Consider the following 16992-nt stretch of genomic DNA (forward strand, 5'->3'; position numbering starts at 1 on the left):
ATGGAACAGACCGCACCGCAGGACGAGGAGCAGGATGACCTGCTCTCGACGCTTGAGGTGATCGAGGCGCAACCTCTGGCGTCTCGCGCGGCCGCATACGAGGGTCTGCACGACGCGATCGCGCGCCGCCTCGAGTCCGGCCCGGCGGGCATCACCGCGCAGTCATGAGCACGCGCCTGGACGCTGCTCTGCCGGCGCGAGGTCTGGCCCGCTCGCGCACCCACGCGGCCACCCTCATCGCGGACGGACTCGTCAGCGTGGACGGACGAACGGTGGTCAAGGCGTCCACGCAGGTCGACGACGATGCGCTCATCGAAGTCGCGGCCACCGACCACTACGTCAGCCGGGCGGCGCACAAACTGATCGCGGCGCTCCACGCGTTCGCTCTGCCGGTGGCGGGGCGTCTCGCGCTGGACATGGGCGCATCGACCGGCGGGTTCACTCAGGTGCTTCGTGAACGAGGCGCCGACCCCGTGATCGCCGTCGATGTCGGTCACGGTCAGCTCGCAGCATCCGTGCGTGCCGATCCGGGCGTGATCGTGATCGAGGGATTCAACGTCCGCTACATGACTGCCGAGGACCTCGCGCGACAGAGCGGCATCCGCGAGCGCCCGCAGATCGTGACCGGTGATCTGTCCTTCATCTCCCTCACGCACGTTCTGCCTGCGGCGAAGGCCGTCGCGGCGCCGGATGCAGATCTCGTGCTGCTGATCAAGCCGCAGTTCGAGGTGGGCAGGACCGCGGTCAAGGGCGGCCTCGTGACGGATGCCGCGTCCCGAGCCGACGCGGTGGCGGGCGTGCTCTGGTCGGCGTGGGACGCGGGTCTCGGCACGTGCGGTGTGATCGCCTCGCCGATCGTCGGCACGCACGGCAACGCCGAGTACATCGCGCACTTCCGAGCAGTACCTGACGGCACGGGCCGGGGGGCGAATCCGACACAATGGTTGAGCACCGTGAACCGACTGACGGGAAGTCCATGAACGAGGCAGAACGCAGCATCCTGGTCGTGGTGCACGCGCGCCGCGACGACACGGTCGCGGCGGCCGCGCGGGTGGTCTCTGCGCTTCGCGAGGCCGGCGCCCGACCCGTCCTGTCGATCGACGACCGCGAAGAGCTGGGCGACTCCCTGGCGCTGCTCGGCGACGTGGCGACGCTGGAGGTCGATGTGCCCGTGCAGGACATCGAGCTGGCGATCGTGCTGGGCGGGGACGGGTCGATTCTGCGCGCGGCCGAACTGGTCCGCGAGGGCACCGCGCCGGTGCTCGGCATCAATATGGGGCACGTCGGCTTCCTGGCCGAGATCGAGCGTGACGACATGGACTACGCTGTGCGCCGCGCCATCGATCGCGACTACGCCGTCGAGGAGCGTCTCGCCCTGCAGGTGCGCGTGAAGGATGCTTCGGACGAAGTGATCTTCGACACATGGGCGCTGAACGAAGCCACCGTCGAGAAGGCCAGCCGGGAACGGATGCTCGAAGTCGTCATCGAGATCGACGGCAGGCCGCTGTCCTCGTTCGGATGCGACGGAGTGGTGGTGTCCACGCCGACGGGGTCCACCGCGTACAACTTCTCCGCGGGGGGACCGGTGATCTGGCCGACGGTCCAGGCCATCGCGGTCGTCCCGCTGTCCGCGCATGCGCTGTTCGCCAAACCGCTGGTCGTCGGACCCGAGCACGCCGTTGCGATCGAAGTGCTCGAGCGCACGAACGGAACGGGCGTGCTGTGGTGCGACGGTCGGCGCTCCCACGATCTGCCCCCGGGCGCGCGCGTGGTCGTGCGGCGCTCGGAGCGCCCGGTTCGCCTCGCCCGACTGCACCCGGCGGCGTTCACCGACCGGCTCGTCCGCAAGTTCCGCCTCCCCGTCGAAGGATGGCGCGGACCGGCACCCTCCCACGGCGTGAACGGCCAGGCTCCGTGATCGAGGAGATGCGCCTCCGCGATCTCGGCGTCATCGCCGAGGCCACGCTGCCCATCGGGTCAGGGTTCACGGCGATCACCGGCGAGACCGGCGCGGGCAAGACGATGGTCGTCACCGGGCTCGGCCTGCTGCTCGGTCAGCGCGCGGACTCCGGCGCGGTGCGGGCCGGCGCGCCGCAGGCGTCGGTGGACGGCACCTGGATCGTGCCGGAGCGGGGACCTGTCGTCGATCGTGTCCGTGAGGCCGGCGGCGATGTCGAATCGATCGGCAACGGCCTGGCCGAGCTCCTGGTCGGACGATCGCTCTCCAGCGAAGGCCGCAGCCGGGCGACGGTCGGCGGTCGTGCCGCTCCGGCCACGGTGCTGGCCGACCTCGCCGATCATCTCGTCGTCGTGCACGGGCAATCCGACCAGCTGCGCCTGCGCACCGCCGCAGCCCAGCGGGAGGCGCTCGACCGTTTTGGCGGCGCACCCGTGGACAGCGCGCTGCAGCAGTACCGCGTTGCGTACGAGCGTGTCCGCGAACTGGGCCGCGAGCTGACGATGCTCACCGACGACCGCGACGCCCGCATGCGCGAGGCCGAGGAACTTCGCGTCGCGCTCGCCGAGATCGAGCGGGTGGAGCCGCAGCCGGGCGAAGACGCCGAACTCTCTCTGCGCGCCGAGCGGCTCGCGAACGCCGAGGTGCTCCGTTCCGCGGCGGCCACGGCTCACGAGCTGCTGTCCGGTGAGCTGGACGCACCCGATGTCGGAATGCTGCTGGCCGAGGCGCGGCGCGCCCTCGAGCGAGGTCACGATCCCGCGCTGGACGACCTCGCCGCCCAGGTGGCCGACCTGGGCTATCGCTCCGCAGACTTGGCCCAATCCATCGCCGGCTACCTGGCCGACCTCGATGAGACCGGACCCCACGAGCTGGCCGCCGTCGAGGACCGACGAGCGGTGCTCGGAGGGCTGATCCGCGCCCACGGATCGCTGGACGCGGCGATCGAGCTGCTTCAGACCGGCTCCGCCCGCCTCGCCGAACTCGACGACGACGGCGCGCGGATCGAACGCCTGACCAGCGAACGGGATGCCGCGGCATCCGCCCTGGACGAGCGAGCCGCCGCACTCACCGCCGCCCGCAGCGAAGCCGCCGCCCGCCTCGGCGACGCGGTCACCGAGGAGCTGCACGCGCTCGCGATGCCGGATGCGCACGTCGTCGTCGCGGTCACGCCCGGCGCCGAATCGGCGACCGGTCGCGACGACGTCGCCATATTGCTCGCCCCCCACATCGGCGCCGACCCGCGTCCGGTGGCCAAGAGCGCCTCGGGTGGCGAACTCAGTCGCGTCATGCTGGCGATCGAAGTCGTGATCGCATCCGTCGATCCCGTGCCCACGTTCGTCTTCGACGAGGTGGATGCCGGGATCGGCGGCGCCGCCGCCATCGAGGTGGGCCGCCGCCTCGCACGGCTGGCCCGATCGTCGCAGGTCATCGCCGTCACACACCTCGCCCAAGTCGCCGCGTTCGCCAACAACCACCTGTCGGTCGTCAAAGCCAACGACGGGTCGGTCACCGCATCCGACGTGCGCAGGCTCGACGGGGCTGACCGCGAAGCCGAGATGGCACGGCTGCTCTCCGGTATGCCCGACTCGGCCGCCGCCCTCAGCCACGCCCGGGAGCTGCTCATGCTCGCGTCCAAGGCCGCATGATCCGGCGCCGGAAGAAGAAGCAGACCGACCCCGCCGCAGCACCCGAAGGAACACTCGAAGCGGACGAGCTGGACTCGGCCGCCATCCCGCCGCCCGAGGCGGTTCCCATCGAGAACCCTCGACCGACCCCGCTGTACGCCGCGCTGTCCGCTCTGCTGGTGCGGCTGGAGGGCTGGGTCCGCTCGCACGGATCCGTGCGCATCCGCACGGTGACCATCGCCTTCTGGGCCGTTGTCGCCGCGACCGGCGCCTTCCTGCTGCTCGGCCCTGTGCTGAACAAGCCGCTCTCCCTCGAGGACATCACCTCGTCGGCCTCCACCGCCACCGATACCTGGATCGCACGATCGTTCGCCGCCGAGTACACGCTCCTGCGCGACGACCACGGCCGGATGCGCATGGAGGTGGTCGAGCGCATCGAGGCGCACTTCCCCGACGACGTCGCAGAGTCCGGCGTGGAACGCGTGATCGCGAGCCAGTTCCAAGGTCATGACCTGGCACTGCAGATCACCGGCGCGCGGTGGGGCGGGGCCGAGATCCCCGTGACCGTCACGCGGGGCGCCACGTCCGCCACGGTCGGGATGGACACCGGCCAGACGCTCACCGGCGACCACGACGTCGAGCTGCGCTACACGCTGTTCGATGTCGCGTACCCGGCCGTGGACGATTCCACGCAGCTGCAGGAGGAGGTGCTGGACTGGAACGTGTTCGGGCCGGCGTGGCCGCACGCCGTCGGGCACAGCGCCTTGACGGTGACGCTGGCACCCGACCTGGTCGATGACTTCTCCCGGCAGCCGAGCGGGGGCATCGCGTGGTCGATTTTGAGCGACTCCGCAACCCTGACCCCGGACAGCCAGACCCCCGACGCTGTCACGTACACGCTCGAGAACGACCAGCGCATGCCGCCGCACGCCCAGTTCTGGTTCACGTTCCGCTTCGCGCCGGGCACCTTCCTGATGCCGCCGGAATCGGCGCTGTACTGGCTGCAGGTGATCGGACCGTTCGTTCCCCTGGTCATGCTCTCGGTCGCCGTCCTGTTCAGCCTCGCCGCCCGCGCCGTCGCATGGGGCGATGCCCGGGGGCGGGCATGGTTCGTCGCCCAGTACAGCCCGCAGAAGGACGTCTCCGCCGCCCTGGCGGCCCGCATCTCGCGTGCGGTCCTGGTCGCGCCGTTGGCAGCGGCGGTCGAGCGCTTCCAGGGCAACCCCGGTGATCCGGCGGCCCGCCGCGCGCTGGTACGGGAGACATCGCGTGCCGGCCGGCTGGGGAACGTGCCCTCGGCCTGGACGAAATACCTCACCGCACCCGCATGGCGGGAGCAGTTCACCCGCGGTCTGCGCCGCGTTTCCCGCGGCTTCGTCCGAGACAGCTTTCTCAGCGCCGCCGTCGCCCTCACCGTCCTGCAGTGGGGACTCGTGCGGCAGCTGTCCTACCAATTCGCGCTGAGCGTGTACTGGTGGCCGGTGGCGATCGTGTGCCTGACCACCGTTCTGGCTGCGGCCATCGCGGTGCTCGCACTGACCGCCCTGCCGTTGACACATCGGGGTGCGCTGGCCCGGGAACACCTGCTCGGTCTGGAGCTGTACCTGGACCAGACCGCGAGCGGCGAACGCACCTCGCTGCGCGACCCGCTCCTGCCGTATACGGTGCTGTTCTCACCGCCCCGCCGTGCCCGCCGGCTCCTGCACCGGCTGCTTGCCGAAGAGGGCATCGCCCGGCAGGTCCGCGATGACCCGGAGTTCATCACCGGGCCGCGACTGGTGGTGCGAGCGGCAGCGATCCTCTCCGTCGCCGCAGCGCTCGCTCTGAACGCCTGGGTGCCCGCCAGCAGCGCACGCCCAGACGACGACGCCGTCTACAGCGGCGACTTCGCGGGCGACTACGGCATGTTCGTGAACGTCTACGAGACGGATGCCACGCTGATCCCCGAGGGCGAGCGGGTCCGGATGGAGGTCTCGGAACGTCTGCAGGTGGTCGTCGGTTCGAACTACCGCGACGTGCCGCAGGTCCTGCGCCAGTGGCAGGACAAGGTCGATGGTCACGACACGCGTCTGACGATCACGTCGGTCACGATCGATGGCGCCGCGGTGCCGTTCGACCAGGGCCGCGTGCAGGGCATGGCGCTGCTGCAGACCCGGATCCCCGACGAATGGCCCGGTGAGCACGAGGTGATCATCCGGTATGAGATGGACGACGTCATCGGCGCCGCGTACCTCGACGGCGGCTGGCACGACCAGCTGCGGTGGACGGCGCTGAACCCCGGGTGGAAGTACGGCTGGAGCGGCGTCGAGGACGACGTCGAGCGGATCGACCTGACTCTGCGGATGCCGGCCCGATTCGCGGAGGCGATGACCGGTGCCAGCGGATGGCTGGACCATGCGCCGTGGGACGAGGGCGTCGCGGTCCGGGAATTCGGTGCGCCGGAGTCGGCCGCAGACACCGTGGTGTATCGAGCGGAACTGCAGCCGGACGATGACGGATGGTGGTCGGACTCGTCGTACCTGGGTGCTCGGATGCTGTTCCCCGACGGCACGTTCGCCGACGCGAACCGCGCCGAATGGATGCTGCACGTGCTGGCCGATGCGACCGTGGTGATCATCCCGGTGACGTTCGCGATGATCGCCGTGGCGGCGGCGATCATCGGACTCGTCCTCGCGTTCCGCGCGCCCCGGCGCGTCGAGGGCGGTCTCTGGCGAGACGTCGTCCGATGGCTGCCACCGTGGCTGAGCGCCGCGCAGGTGCTCACCCTGTTCTGGGCGACGGAGGACCTGGGCGGCGACGAACCGATCTTCGTGCTGCTCGTGGCATGCCTGCTGGTGAGCGCGATCATGTCGTTCGGGGTGCTCATGGCCACCCGCCGGCCACGCGCCCGCCCGCCTGTCCCGGCTCCCGCACCCCGGCGGCGTCCTTCGCGCCGGCGCTGACTGATAGGATAAAAGCCCGTGGCGGACACTCATACGGCGGATACTTTCAACGGCTCACTTTCTTCAAACGGCACCACCAGGCACATCTTCGTGACCGGCGGTGTCGTTTCCTCGTTGGGCAAGGGGCTCACCGCCGCCAGCTTGGGGAATCTGCTCACCGCGCGCGGCCTGCGCGTGGTCATGCAGAAGCTCGACCCCTACCTGAACGTCGACCCGGGGACGATGAATCCGTTCCAGCACGGCGAGGTCTTCGTGACCGACGACGGTGCCGAGACCGACCTCGACATCGGGCACTATGAGCGATTCCTGGACATCAACCTCAGCCAGGCGGCCAACGTCACCACCGGGCAGATCTACTCCGAGGTCATCGCGCGTGAGCGCCGCGGGGGCTACCTCGGAGACACCGTGCAGGTCATTCCGCACATCACCGACGAGATCAAGCGCCGCATGCGCCTGCAGGCGGGCGAGACGCCCAAGCCGGACGTGATCATCACCGAGATCGGCGGCACCGTCGGTGACATCGAGTCGCAGCCGTTCATCGAGGCGGCTCGTCAGATCCGTCACGAGCTCGGTCGGGCCAACGTGTTCTTCGTGCATGTCTCGCTGGTGCCTTTCATGGGCGCCTCGGGTGAGCAGAAGACCAAGCCCACCCAGCACTCGGTCGCGACTCTCCGCTCGATCGGCATCCAGCCCGACGCGCTGGTGCTGCGCAGCGACCGGCCCGTCACCGAGTCGAACAAGCGCAAGATCGCGCTCATGTGCGACGTCGACGAGGCCGCCGTCGTCAACGCGGTGGACGTGCCGAGCATCTACGACATCCCGACGATGCTGCACGACCAGCGCCTGGACGAGTACATCGTCCGCACGCTGGGTCTGGACCAGGCGGCGGAGGTCGACTGGTCGCGGTGGGAGCGGGTGCTGCAGGCCGTCCACAACCCGAAGCACGAGGTCACGATCGGGCTGGTCGGAAAGTACATCGACCTGCCGGATGCGTATCTGTCCGTCACCGAGGCGCTCAAGGCCGGCGGCTTCGCGCACGAGACGCACGTGTCCATCACCTGGATCCCGTCCGATCTGTGCGAGACGCCGGAAGGCGCGGCGAAGGCTCTCGGCGAACTCGATGGGATCATAGTGCCGGGCGGGTTCGGCATCCGAGGCATCGAAGGCAAGCTGGGGGCGCTGAAGTTCGCGCGCGAGCAGGGCATTCCCACCCTGGGCCTGTGTCTGGGTCTTCAGTGCATGGTCATCGAGTTCGCCCGCAATGTCGCCGGGATCGAGGACGCATCCTCCAGCGAATTCGACCCGGACACCCCCAATCCGGTCATCGCCACCATGGCGGAGCAGGTCGACATCATCGCAGGCGGCGATCTCGGCGGCACGATGCGCTTGGGCATGTACCCGGCGGAACTGGCAGAGGGGTCGCTCGCGCGCGAGGTCTACGGCGCCGCGCGCGTGGATGAGCGCCACCGGCACCGCTACGAGGTCAACAACGCCTATCGGGACACGCTCTCCAGCGCGGGTCTGTTCTTCTCCGGACTCTCGCCTGACCGCAACCTGGTCGAATACGTCGAGCTGCCCCGCGAGGTGCACCCGTACTACGTCGCCACCCAGGCGCACCCCGAGCTGCGCTCCCGCCCCACCGACCCGCACCCGTTGTTCCGCGGCCTCGTCGGCGCGGCGCTCGAGCGCCACCGTGCCAGCGAACTGTTCGATGTCGAGAATGACTGACGTCGCTCCGACCGGGGCCGGCCTGCGCGACGAGCCCGTCGACGCTGAGATCATCGACAGCCAGCTGGTCTACCAAGGCGCCGTGTGGGACGTGCGCAGCGATACCGTGCGCTACGGCGACGATGAGATGGTGCGTCAGTACGTCGATCACCCGGGTGCGTCGGCGATCGTGGCGATCGACGAGCAAGAACGGGTGCTGCTCATCCAGCAGTACCGCCACCCCATCCGCCGCCGCGACTGGGAGATCCCGGCCGGACTCCTCGACGTCGCGGGCGAGTCCCCGTTGCAGACCGCTCAACGCGAACTCATTGAGGAAGCGGATCTGACCGCCGCCGAGTGGCAGCCGCTGCTGAGCGTGTACACCACGCCCGGCGGCAATGACGAGGTGGTGCACGTCTTCCTGGCGCGGCACCTGTCGCCGGTGGGCGAAGCGCACCCCCGCGAGGCGGAGGAGGCGGACATCCGCGTCGAATGGGTGCCGCTGGCGGATGCCGTGACCGGCGTGATCGAAGGGCGACTGCGCAACGGCATCCTCGCGGTCGGTGTCCTCGCGGCTGCCGAGGCGATCCGACGGGGCCGCGGAGCCGCGGGCGAGTGACGTGCAGCTCGAACGAGCGGTGGATGCGTATCTGCGGCACGTCGCGATCGAACGCGGACTGTCTGCTCACACCGTGTCCGCCTACCGGCGGGATCTCGCCGGCTACGTGGAATGGCTCACGGCTCGGGGCGTCGCGGACTCGAACGAGGTGACCGGCGCTCTGGTGGCCCAGTTCGCGGGGGAGCGGGCTTCGGCCGAACCCCCGCCGGCGGCATCCAGCCTGGCCCGCCTGCAGTCCTCGGTCCGCGGCTTTCACCGGTTCCTCGCCCGAGAGGGCATCGAGACCGACGACCCGACTGGGCGGCTGCGGCCGCCGAAGGCCGCACGGCGGCTGCCGAAGGCGCTCACCGTGGATCAGATCGAACGGCTGCTGGATGCCTCGGGGCCGGAGGCAAGGCCGACCGGCGACGTCCTGCCCGCGACCGGAAGCGACGAGCTGATCGGCCTACGCGACCGGGCACTCCTCGAACTGCTCTACGCGACCGGCGCCCGCGTCTCCGAAGTCGTGCAGCTGGATGTGGACGACCTGGCCCACGGCGATGTGGTGCGAGTTCGCGGCAAGGGGTCCAAGGAGCGGATCGTCCCGGTCGGCTCCTACGCGCGGGCGGCGCTCGAGGCCTACCTGACGCGTTCCCGGCCGGAACTGTCGCGGCGGGGACGGGCCACCCCACGCCTGTTCCTCGGCGCCCGCGGCGCACCGCTTTCGCGCCAGAGCGCCTGGCTGGTCATCCAGCACGCGGCCGCGCGGGCGCAGCTGACCGCGCACGTGTCCCCGCACACGCTCCGACACTCGTTCGCGACGCACCTGCTGCAGGGCGGCGCCGACGTGCGGGTCGTGCAGGAGCTGCTCGGCCACGCCTCGGTCGCCACCACCCAGATCTACACGCACGTCTCGGTCGACGCGCTCCGCGATGTCTATGCGACATCGCATCCGCGGGCGCGCTGAGGCAGCGGACCCGACCATCGCGCCGCGAGGCGCCGAGCACGCGCCGAGGCGGTCGCTACAATCGACCAAGCAGGAAGTAACGGCAGGAGACCGGGTGGCTGGCAGCGCGACCAGGGGCACGACCCCGCAGAAGACGGCACACGCGAAAACCTCACCGCGGCCGAAGAAGGACCAGGACGAACCGACGATGGGTCCGACGGGTCGCCCGTACCACGGCTTCCCGACGCCGCCGAAGCTCTCCAGCCACGGTCCTGCTCGGATCATCGCCCTCTGCAACCAGAAGGGCGGCGTGGGCAAGACGACGACGACGATCAATCTCGCCGCCGCACTGGCCCAGTACGGGCGCAAGGTGCTCGCCGTGGACTTCGATCCGCAGGGTGCTCTGTCGGCAGGTCTCGGCATCCAGACCCACGACGTGCCGACCATCTACGATCTGCTTCTGGATACCAAACGCGACCCGCGCGACGTGATCATCCACACCGCGGTCGAGGGGCTGGACATCCTCCCCGCGAACATCGACCTCTCGGCCGCCGAAGTGCATCTGGTCAACGAGGTCGCCCGCGAGACCATCCTCGCCCGCGTGCTGCGCAAGGTCACGCCCGACTACGACGTGATCCTGATCGACTGCCAGCCCTCGCTGGGACTGCTCACCGTCAACGCACTGACCGCGAGCCACGGCGTCGTCATCCCGCTCGAGTGCGAGTTCTTCGCCCTGCGCGGTGTCGCCCTGCTGATCGAGACGATCGACAAGGTGCGCGACCGGCTCAACCCGACCATCGAACTGGACGGCGTGCTGGCAACGATGTACGACCCGCGCACGCTGCATTCTCGCGAGGTGCTGGAACGCGTCGTCGAGGCGTTCGGAGACGACGTGCTGGAGACCGTCATCGGTCGCACGGTGAAATTCCCGGATGCCTCCGTGTCGGGTGTGCCGATCACCGAATTCGCGCCCGAGCACGCGGCCGCGCAGGCGTACCTGCGGCTGGCGCGAGAGCTGGTCGCCCGTGGTGCCGTCGCCTGACGAAGCCCTCACCGCCGACGGAAGCGCACCGACCGAGCCCGTCGAGGGGTTCCGCGTCTCGCTCGGAGTCTTCGACGGACCGTTCGATCTTCTCCTGACACTGATCACCAAGCACGAGCTGGACATCACCGAGGTCTCGCTGAGCCGGGTGACCGACGAGTTCATCTCGTACCTGCGCGGCCTGGACCCGGACGAGGAGATGGAACAGGCATCTGAGTTCCTGGTGGTCGCCGCGACGCTGCTGGACATGAAGGTGGCCGGCCTGCTCCCGCAAGGCGAGCTGGTGGACGCCGAAGCCGTCGCGCTCCTCGAGGCTCGTGACCTGCTGTTCGCACGACTGCTGCAGTACCGCGCGTTCAAAGAGATCTCCGGGTGGTTCGCCGGTCGCCTTCAGGCGGAGGACCGCCGCCACACCCGCGCCGTCCGCCTGGACGAGAAGTTCCGGCAGGCGGTGCCCGAGCTGGTCTGGACGCTGACACCCGACGACTTCGCCGCGCTGGCCATTCTCGCGATGACGCCGAAGGAGATCCCTCACGTCGGGCTCGACCATCTGCACGCCCCCCTGGTGAGCATCCGCGAGCAGGCGGCGATCGTGGTGACCCTGCTCCGGGATGCCGGCACCCTCAGCTTCCGCGAGCTGGTCGCCGGCGCCGCACAGCCGGGCGTCGTCGTGGCCCGTTTCCTCTCCGTGCTGGAGCTGTACCGCCACGGAGCCCTGTCCTTCGAGCAGCTCGAGCCGCTCGGAGAGCTGACCCTGCGCTGGATCGCCGAACGGTGGTCCGATGAGAACCTTGCGAGCCTAGGAGCCGACTATGACCAATGACCCCGATACCGCCGGGGAGGCGAAGATGGCGTCACCGGCAGATGTCGCCAGGAGACTCGAGGCGATTCTGCTGGTCGTCGAGGAGCCGCAGAGCCTCGTGAGCCTCGCGACGGCCGTCGGCGCGCCGGTACCCGCGGTACGACAGGCGATCGAGGGGCTGGTCGAGGACTACGACGGGCTCACCGGCGGACCCCGCCGTGGATTCGAGCTGCGCGAGGTCGGCGGCGGCTGGCGGCTGTACGTGCGTGCCGAGCACGACGATCTGGTCACCGAGTTCGTCAACACGCAGGCGCCGTCCCGGCTGTCTCAAGCCGCGTTGGAAACCCTTGCCGTGATCGCCTACAAGCAGCCCGTCACACGTGGTCAGGTCGCATCGATCCGAGCGGTGAACGTGGATTCCGTCGTGCGCACCCTGCTCGCCCGCGGGCTGATCACGGAGCAGTTCACCGACGCGGAGACCGGCGCGATCCACTACGGCACCACCGATGCACTGCTGGTGAACCTCGGGATCAACTCGCTGGACGAGCTGCCGCACATCTCGCCGCTGCTGGATGACGGCGCTGACGGGTTCGAGGAGATGATCCGCGCATGAACGATGACCTCGAGTCGGCATCCGAGCAGGGAGCCGAGGGCCGCTCCACGGACGGTGTGCGCCTGCAGAAGGCGCTCGCCAACGCCGGTGTGGCCTCGCGGCGCGTGGCAGAGAACCTCATCGTCGAAGGCCGTGTGCGCGTGAACGGCGTCGTCGTCACCGAGCTCGGCTCGCGCATCGATCCCGAGGTCGACCTCGTCGACGTGGACGGGACGGCCATCCAGTTCGATGAGACCAAGCGCTACGTCGTCCTCAACAAGCCCCGCGGCGTGGTCAGCTCGATGCGCGACGAACGCGGTCGGCCCGACCTGCGCGAATTCGTCCAGGACCGGCCTGAGCGGCTGTACAACGTCGGACGGCTGGATGCCGACACCAGCGGACTGCTCGTCCTCACGAACGACGGCGAGCTGGCCCATGTCCTCGCGCACCCCTCCTTCGGCGTGACCAAGGTGTACGTCGCGAAGGTGGAGGGAAAGGTGAGCGCCCAAACGATCGCGACGCTGACGCGCGGGCTGGAGCTCGAGGACGGGACGATCGCCGCGGACCGGGCGCGACTGCTGTCGGCGTCGCCGAGCAGCTCTTCCGGGGGCAGAGGCGGCGAGTCACTGATCGAGCTGACCCTCCACTCCGGCCGCAACCGCATCGTGCGGCGGATGATGGCGGCCGTCGGGCATCCGGTCATCGAATTGGTGCGGCGGCAGTTCGGGCCGTTGCACCTGGGAACCCTCCCAGTGGGTCGCGCGCGCGAGTTGACTAAGGTTGAGCGGGGCGCCCTGTTGACACTTGCGCGTGGCGCGGCCGAAGAGCCGCCGCCCGCGAGCAGCGAGAGCGACTCCGACTAGCGGCACGACGCCGGGACAGCGGCACCGCCAGGAGCGGCACCGAGCATCGGCGCCGCGCAGAAGGATCACCAGGAGACCGAGTGAGCGAATCGACGAGCACGCCTACGCGTGCCGCCAGTCCGTTGGCGGCGCGCGTCCGCGGTACCGTGCGCATCGTCGGCGCCGGGCTGCTGGGCTCGAGCATCGGCCACGCGCTCACCGCCCGCGGGGTGGATGTCGTTCTGGATGACGCGTCGCCCTCGCAGCTGCGTCTGGCAGTCGATTACGGCGCGGGCCGCCGGCCCCGGGCGGATGACGAACCCTCCCTCATCGTCGTGGCGGTGCCCCCCGACGTCACCGCCGACGTCATCGAACGCGAACTCGCGGCGCATCCGAACGCCGTCGTCACGGACGTGGCCAGTGTGAAGCTGGACCCGCTCCGGACCCTTCAGGAACGCGGCATCGACCTCGCCCACTACATCGGCTCGCACCCCCTCGCGGGGCGCGAGCGCGGCGGCGCGATCTCGGCGCGCGCGGACATCTTCGTCGGCCGGCCCTGGGTCGTCTGCCGCGACGAGGACACCTCCGCCGAGGACCTCGCCCTCGTCGAAGGCCTGGCCCTGGAACTCGGCGCCACGCCGGTGGAGATGACCCCCGAGGATCATGATCGCGCCGTCGCGCTCGTGTCGCATGTCCCGCAGCTGGTGGCGAGCCTGCTCGCCGGTCGTTTCGTGGAGGCGCCGGACGGCTCGCTGCGACTGGCCGGTCAGGGCGTCCGCGACACGACGCGGATCGCCGCATCCGCCCCGGAACTATGGGTGCAGATCCTCGGCGCCAACGCAGCGCCCGTCGTAGACGTGCTGGACGCGCTCGCCGCAGATCTGAGCTCGGTCGCGGCGGCACTGCGCGACCCCGAGGCGCCGGGTTCCCGCCGCGCGGTCGCCGACACCATCCGCCGGGGCAACGACGGGGTCGAACGACTCCCCGGAAAGCACGGGCAGAACCGGCGATTCGAGCAGGTCGTGGTGATGGTGGATGACACCCCCGGCCAGCTCGGCAGGCTGTTCGGCGAACTCGGCGAACTCCAGGTCAACGTCGAAGACCTGCGTCTCGAGCACTCGCCGGGAGCGCAATTCGGACTCGCCGAGATCAGCGTCGTCCCGAGCGCACTCCGCCACGCCGTCGACGGGCTCCAAGCCCGCGGCTGGAAGATCGCGAGCACCACCAATGACTAGCCACGCTGCGACGGTCATCGCGATCGACGGCCCCGCCGGTAGCGGGAAGTCGAGCGTGTCCAAGCAGGTCGCCCGACGACTGGCCTACGGCTACCTCGACACCGGGGCCGCCTACCGCGCCCTCGCCTGGCACGCCCTGGCCCATGGCGCAGACACCTCCGACGCGGCATCCGTGCTGGATGTGACCGGCGACTTCGCCTTCGCCATCTCCTTGGATCCCGACCACTACTGGGTCCGCGTCGGCGCGACCGATGTCACCGACGCGATCCGCGAGCCGCGGGTCACCGACGCCGTCAGCGGCGTCGCGCGCGTGCCGGCCGTGCGTCAGACGGTCAATGCGCTCTTCCGCGACCTCATCGCCGGATCCGGCCTGCCCGGCGTGGTCGTGGAGGGCAGGGACATCACCACCGTGGTCGCCCCTGACGCGCCCGTGCGGATCCTGCTCACCGCCGCGCCAGCCGTCCGCGCCGCGCGGCGCAGCGCGGAGCTGAGCGGGCACGATTCCGCCGCGGTCGCCGAAGCGCTGCACCGCCGCGACGCGTCCGATTCCACTGTCGTCGATTTCCTCACCGCCGCCCCCGGCGTCGAGGTGGTCGACTCATCCGATCTCGATTTCGAACAGACCGTGGATGCCGTCCTCGACGTCATCCTGAAGGTCGTACCCACACAGACGGGAGCGCACGATGGGCGCTGACGACGAATACGAAGGTGGCGACGACAAGATCGCCGAAGCCCTCGCCGACCTCGATGAGGACCTTGCCGAGGCACGCGCCGCGACACTGCGCGCGAGCCTCTCCGACTACGAGCTCGACGACGAGGACGCCGCGCTCCTCGAGGGCGTCGCCCTCGGCGACGACGGCATCCAGTACTTCCCGGCCCTGCCGGTGGTCGCCATCGTGGGTCGGCCGAACGTCGGCAAGTCCGCGCTGGTGAACCGCATCCTCGGTCGCCGCGAGGCCGTCGTGGAGGACACCCCCGGGGTGACCCGGGACCGTGTCACGTACAAGGCGGAGTGGATGGATCGCCGGTTCTCCCTCGTCGACACGGGCGGCTGGGAGCCGGACGCGCGAGGCATCGACCTCTCCGTGGCCGCACAGGCTGAGGTAGCGATCGAGCTCTGCGACGTCGTCCTGTTCGTCGTGGACGCCATGGTCGGTGCGACCTCGACGGACGAGCACGTCGTCAAGTTGCTGCGCAAGAGCGGCAAGCCGGTGTTCCTGGTCGCCAACAAGATCGACGACGCTCGCCACGAGCCGGAGGCCGCTCCGCTCTGGAGCCTCGGGCTCGGCCAGCCGTACCCGGTCTCGGCCATCCACGGACGGGGCGTAGCGGACCTGCTGGATGAGGTCATGAAGGTCCTCCCCGAGGTGTCCGCGGTCGCCAAGCAGGAGATCGGCGGCCCGCGCCGCGTCGCGATCCTCGGGCGCCCCAACGTCGGCAAGTCCTCGCTCCTGAACAAGGCGGCCGGCGAAGAGCGCGTGGTGGTCAACGAACTCGCCGGAACCACGCGCGACCCCGTCGATGAGATCGTCGAACTGGGTGGCAAGCTGTGGCGCTTCGTCGACACCGCCGGAATCCGCCGCCGCGTGCACCTGCAGCAGGGCGCGGACTTCTATGCGTCGCTGCGGACCTCCGCGGCGCTGGAGAAGGCCGAAGTCGCCGTCGTCGTGATCGACGTCAGCGAGCCGGTCAGCGAGCAGGATGTCCGCATCATCGATCTGGTCCTGGAGTCCGGCCGGGCTCTGGTGCTCGCGTTCAACAAGTGGGACCGTCTCAACGACGAAGACCTCGAGAACATCGAGCGGCGTCGGCACCTCGAGCGCGAGATCGAGCAGGATCTGGCCCACGTGGCCTGGGCTCCGCGAGTGAACATCTCCGCCCGCACGGGCCGCCACCTGGAGCGACTGGTACCGGCCCTGGAGACATCGCTGAACTCCTGGGACACCCGCATTCCGACCGGCAAGTTCAACGCGTTCCTGTCCGAACTGGTCGCCGAGCACCCGCACCCGCTGCGCGGCGGCAAGCAGCCGCGCATCCTGTTCGGCACCCAGGCCTCGACGCGTCCGCCGACGTTCGTGCTGTTCACGACCGGATTCCTCGACCCGGGCTACCGCCGGTTCATCCAGCGCCGCCTGCGCGAGATCTGGGGATTCGAGGGAACACCGATCGTGATCAACATGCGGGTGCGCGAGAAGCGGGCCCGCTAGCCGATCGGCGGGTTCTTCGGCGGTCGTACCATCGCCGTCGCGTCCGGCGCCGCGAAGCCGAACTGCTCGTACAGACCGTGGGCATCCGCGGTGAACAGCGACCAGCGGAACTCGGCTCCCGGACCCTCGTCGATCATGGTGCGGACGAGTCGCTTGCCCAGACCGTGGCCGCGGTGCGCGTCCAGGACGTACACGTCCGCGAGGTATGCGAATCCCACGCCGTCCGAGGCGGCTCGCGCGAAGCCGACCAGTTCGTCGGTGCCGGCGCGGTAGGCGCCGACGACCCGCCACGCATTCTCGATCTGGGCGTCCACGTCGGCGCGGGTGCGCCAGCGGCCCCAGTACGCCTGAGCGGACAGCCACGCCCAGACCGCATCGCGGGAGATGCGCACGGGATCGTCGTCCAGCTCGTACTCGTCGTGTTCCATTCCCGTATTCTGGCCCGCGCCGACGAGTCCGATCGGTCCAGGATGCGGTCCGATCGACAGGCTGTG

General features: G+C 69.7%; 16 protein-coding genes. 15 read left to right on the plus strand and 1 reads right to left on the minus strand.

Annotated features, from left to right (window positions below):
* The 15 genes from QNO12_RS05120 (at position 1) to der (ending at position 16498) form a co-directional block, all read left to right on the plus strand.
* On the plus strand, positions 1 to 168 hold the full coding sequence (locus QNO12_RS05120) for a hypothetical protein (protein WP_257501688.1): 168 nt from the start codon (positions 1 to 3) through the stop codon (positions 166 to 168).
* Positions 165 to 980 carry a TlyA family RNA methyltransferase gene (locus tag QNO12_RS05125; RefSeq protein WP_257501689.1) on the plus strand — a complete coding sequence of 272 codons (816 nt, stop codon included), beginning with the start codon at positions 165 to 167 and terminating at the stop codon, positions 978 to 980. The genes QNO12_RS05120 and QNO12_RS05125 overlap by 4 nt, the downstream gene beginning before the upstream one ends.
* Positions 977 to 1918 (plus strand): NAD kinase, encoded by a 942-nt coding sequence (locus QNO12_RS05130; RefSeq protein ID WP_257501690.1) that lies wholly within the window; start codon positions 977 to 979, stop codon positions 1916 to 1918. Before QNO12_RS05125 ends, QNO12_RS05130 begins: the two co-directional genes overlap by 4 nt.
* Positions 1915 to 3606 (plus strand): DNA repair protein RecN, encoded by a 1692-nt coding sequence (gene recN, locus QNO12_RS05135; protein ID WP_257501691.1) that lies wholly within the window; start codon positions 1915 to 1917, stop codon positions 3604 to 3606. Before QNO12_RS05130 ends, recN begins: the two co-directional genes overlap by 4 nt.
* Positions 3603 to 6527 carry a hypothetical protein gene (locus QNO12_RS05140; protein WP_257501692.1) on the plus strand — a complete coding sequence of 975 codons (2925 nt, stop codon included), beginning with the start codon at positions 3603 to 3605 and terminating at the stop codon, positions 6525 to 6527. The genes recN and QNO12_RS05140 overlap by 4 nt, the downstream gene beginning before the upstream one ends.
* Before the next feature lie 18 nt (positions 6528 to 6545).
* Positions 6546 to 8255 carry a CTP synthase gene (pyrG, locus tag QNO12_RS05145; protein WP_257501693.1) on the plus strand — a complete coding sequence of 570 codons (1710 nt, stop codon included), beginning with the start codon at positions 6546 to 6548 and terminating at the stop codon, positions 8253 to 8255.
* Positions 8248 to 8853 (plus strand): NUDIX domain-containing protein, encoded by a 606-nt coding sequence (locus tag QNO12_RS05150; protein WP_257501694.1) that lies wholly within the window; start codon positions 8248 to 8250, stop codon positions 8851 to 8853. The genes pyrG and QNO12_RS05150 overlap by 8 nt, the downstream gene beginning before the upstream one ends.
* Position 8854: 1 nt before the next feature.
* On the plus strand, positions 8855 to 9799 hold the full coding sequence (gene xerD / locus QNO12_RS05155; protein WP_257501695.1) for a site-specific tyrosine recombinase XerD: 945 nt from the start codon (positions 8855 to 8857) through the stop codon (positions 9797 to 9799).
* A 187-nt stretch (positions 9800 to 9986) separates the two neighbouring features.
* Positions 9987 to 10820 carry a ParA family protein gene (locus QNO12_RS05160; protein ID WP_257501925.1) on the plus strand — a complete coding sequence of 278 codons (834 nt, stop codon included), beginning with the start codon at positions 9987 to 9989 and terminating at the stop codon, positions 10818 to 10820.
* The gene (locus QNO12_RS05165) at positions 10804 to 11643 is read left to right on the plus strand and encodes a segregation and condensation protein A (RefSeq protein ID WP_374761015.1); all 840 of its coding nucleotides are present in this window, start codon (positions 10804 to 10806) and stop codon (positions 11641 to 11643) included. Before QNO12_RS05160 ends, QNO12_RS05165 begins: the two co-directional genes overlap by 17 nt.
* Positions 11633 to 12235, plus strand: a complete 603-nt coding sequence (scpB, locus tag QNO12_RS05170; RefSeq protein WP_257501696.1) for an SMC-Scp complex subunit ScpB — start codon at positions 11633 to 11635, stop codon at positions 12233 to 12235. The genes QNO12_RS05165 and scpB overlap by 11 nt, the downstream gene beginning before the upstream one ends.
* Positions 12232 to 13077, plus strand: a complete 846-nt coding sequence (locus QNO12_RS05175; RefSeq protein WP_257501697.1) for a pseudouridine synthase — start codon at positions 12232 to 12234, stop codon at positions 13075 to 13077. Before scpB ends, QNO12_RS05175 begins: the two co-directional genes overlap by 4 nt.
* Before the next feature lie 80 nt (positions 13078 to 13157).
* Positions 13158 to 14291, plus strand: a complete 1134-nt coding sequence (locus tag QNO12_RS05180) for a prephenate dehydrogenase (RefSeq protein WP_257501698.1) — start codon at positions 13158 to 13160, stop codon at positions 14289 to 14291.
* Complete coding sequence (gene cmk / locus QNO12_RS05185; RefSeq protein WP_257501699.1) at positions 14284 to 14985, plus strand: (d)CMP kinase; 702 nt, start codon at positions 14284 to 14286, stop codon at positions 14983 to 14985. The genes QNO12_RS05180 and cmk overlap by 8 nt, the downstream gene beginning before the upstream one ends.
* Complete coding sequence (der, locus tag QNO12_RS05190; protein WP_257501700.1) at positions 14975 to 16498, plus strand: ribosome biogenesis GTPase Der; 1524 nt, start codon at positions 14975 to 14977, stop codon at positions 16496 to 16498. Before cmk ends, der begins: the two co-directional genes overlap by 11 nt.
* Here the strand turns inward: der and QNO12_RS05195 are convergent.
* Entirely contained in the window at positions 16495 to 16926 is a 432-nt protein-coding gene (locus tag QNO12_RS05195) for a GNAT family N-acetyltransferase (RefSeq protein ID WP_257501701.1), read from the minus strand. The genes der and QNO12_RS05195 overlap by 4 nt on opposite strands.
* Between the last annotated feature and the right edge of the window lie 66 nt (positions 16927 to 16992).

The sequence above is a fragment of the Microbacterium sp. zg-B185 genome (assembly GCF_030246885.1).
Lineage (GTDB): Bacteria > Actinomycetota > Actinomycetes > Actinomycetales > Microbacteriaceae > Microbacterium.

Coding starts and splice junctions, on each gene's coding strand:
- QNO12_RS05120 (WP_257501688.1), top strand. CDS start 1: ATGGAACAGACCGCACCGCAGGACGAGGAGCAGGATGACCTGCTCTCG.
- QNO12_RS05195 (WP_257501701.1), bottom strand. CDS start 16,926: ATGGAACACGACGAGTACGAGCTGGACGACGATCCCGTGCGCATCTCC.
- QNO12_RS05125 (WP_257501689.1), top strand. CDS start 165: ATGAGCACGCGCCTGGACGCTGCTCTGCCGGCGCGAGGTCTGGCCCGC.
- QNO12_RS05130 (WP_257501690.1), top strand. CDS start 977: ATGAACGAGGCAGAACGCAGCATCCTGGTCGTGGTGCACGCGCGCCGC.
- QNO12_RS05160 (WP_257501925.1), top strand. CDS start 9,987: ATGGGTCCGACGGGTCGCCCGTACCACGGCTTCCCGACGCCGCCGAAG.
- QNO12_RS05175 (WP_257501697.1), top strand. CDS start 12,232: ATGAACGATGACCTCGAGTCGGCATCCGAGCAGGGAGCCGAGGGCCGC.
- QNO12_RS05140 (WP_257501692.1), top strand. CDS start 3,603: ATGATCCGGCGCCGGAAGAAGAAGCAGACCGACCCCGCCGCAGCACCC.
- scpB (WP_257501696.1), top strand. CDS start 11,633: ATGACCAATGACCCCGATACCGCCGGGGAGGCGAAGATGGCGTCACCG.
- der (WP_257501700.1), top strand. CDS start 14,975: ATGGGCGCTGACGACGAATACGAAGGTGGCGACGACAAGATCGCCGAA.
- cmk (WP_257501699.1), top strand. CDS start 14,284: ATGACTAGCCACGCTGCGACGGTCATCGCGATCGACGGCCCCGCCGGT.
- QNO12_RS05150 (WP_257501694.1), top strand. CDS start 8,248: ATGACTGACGTCGCTCCGACCGGGGCCGGCCTGCGCGACGAGCCCGTC.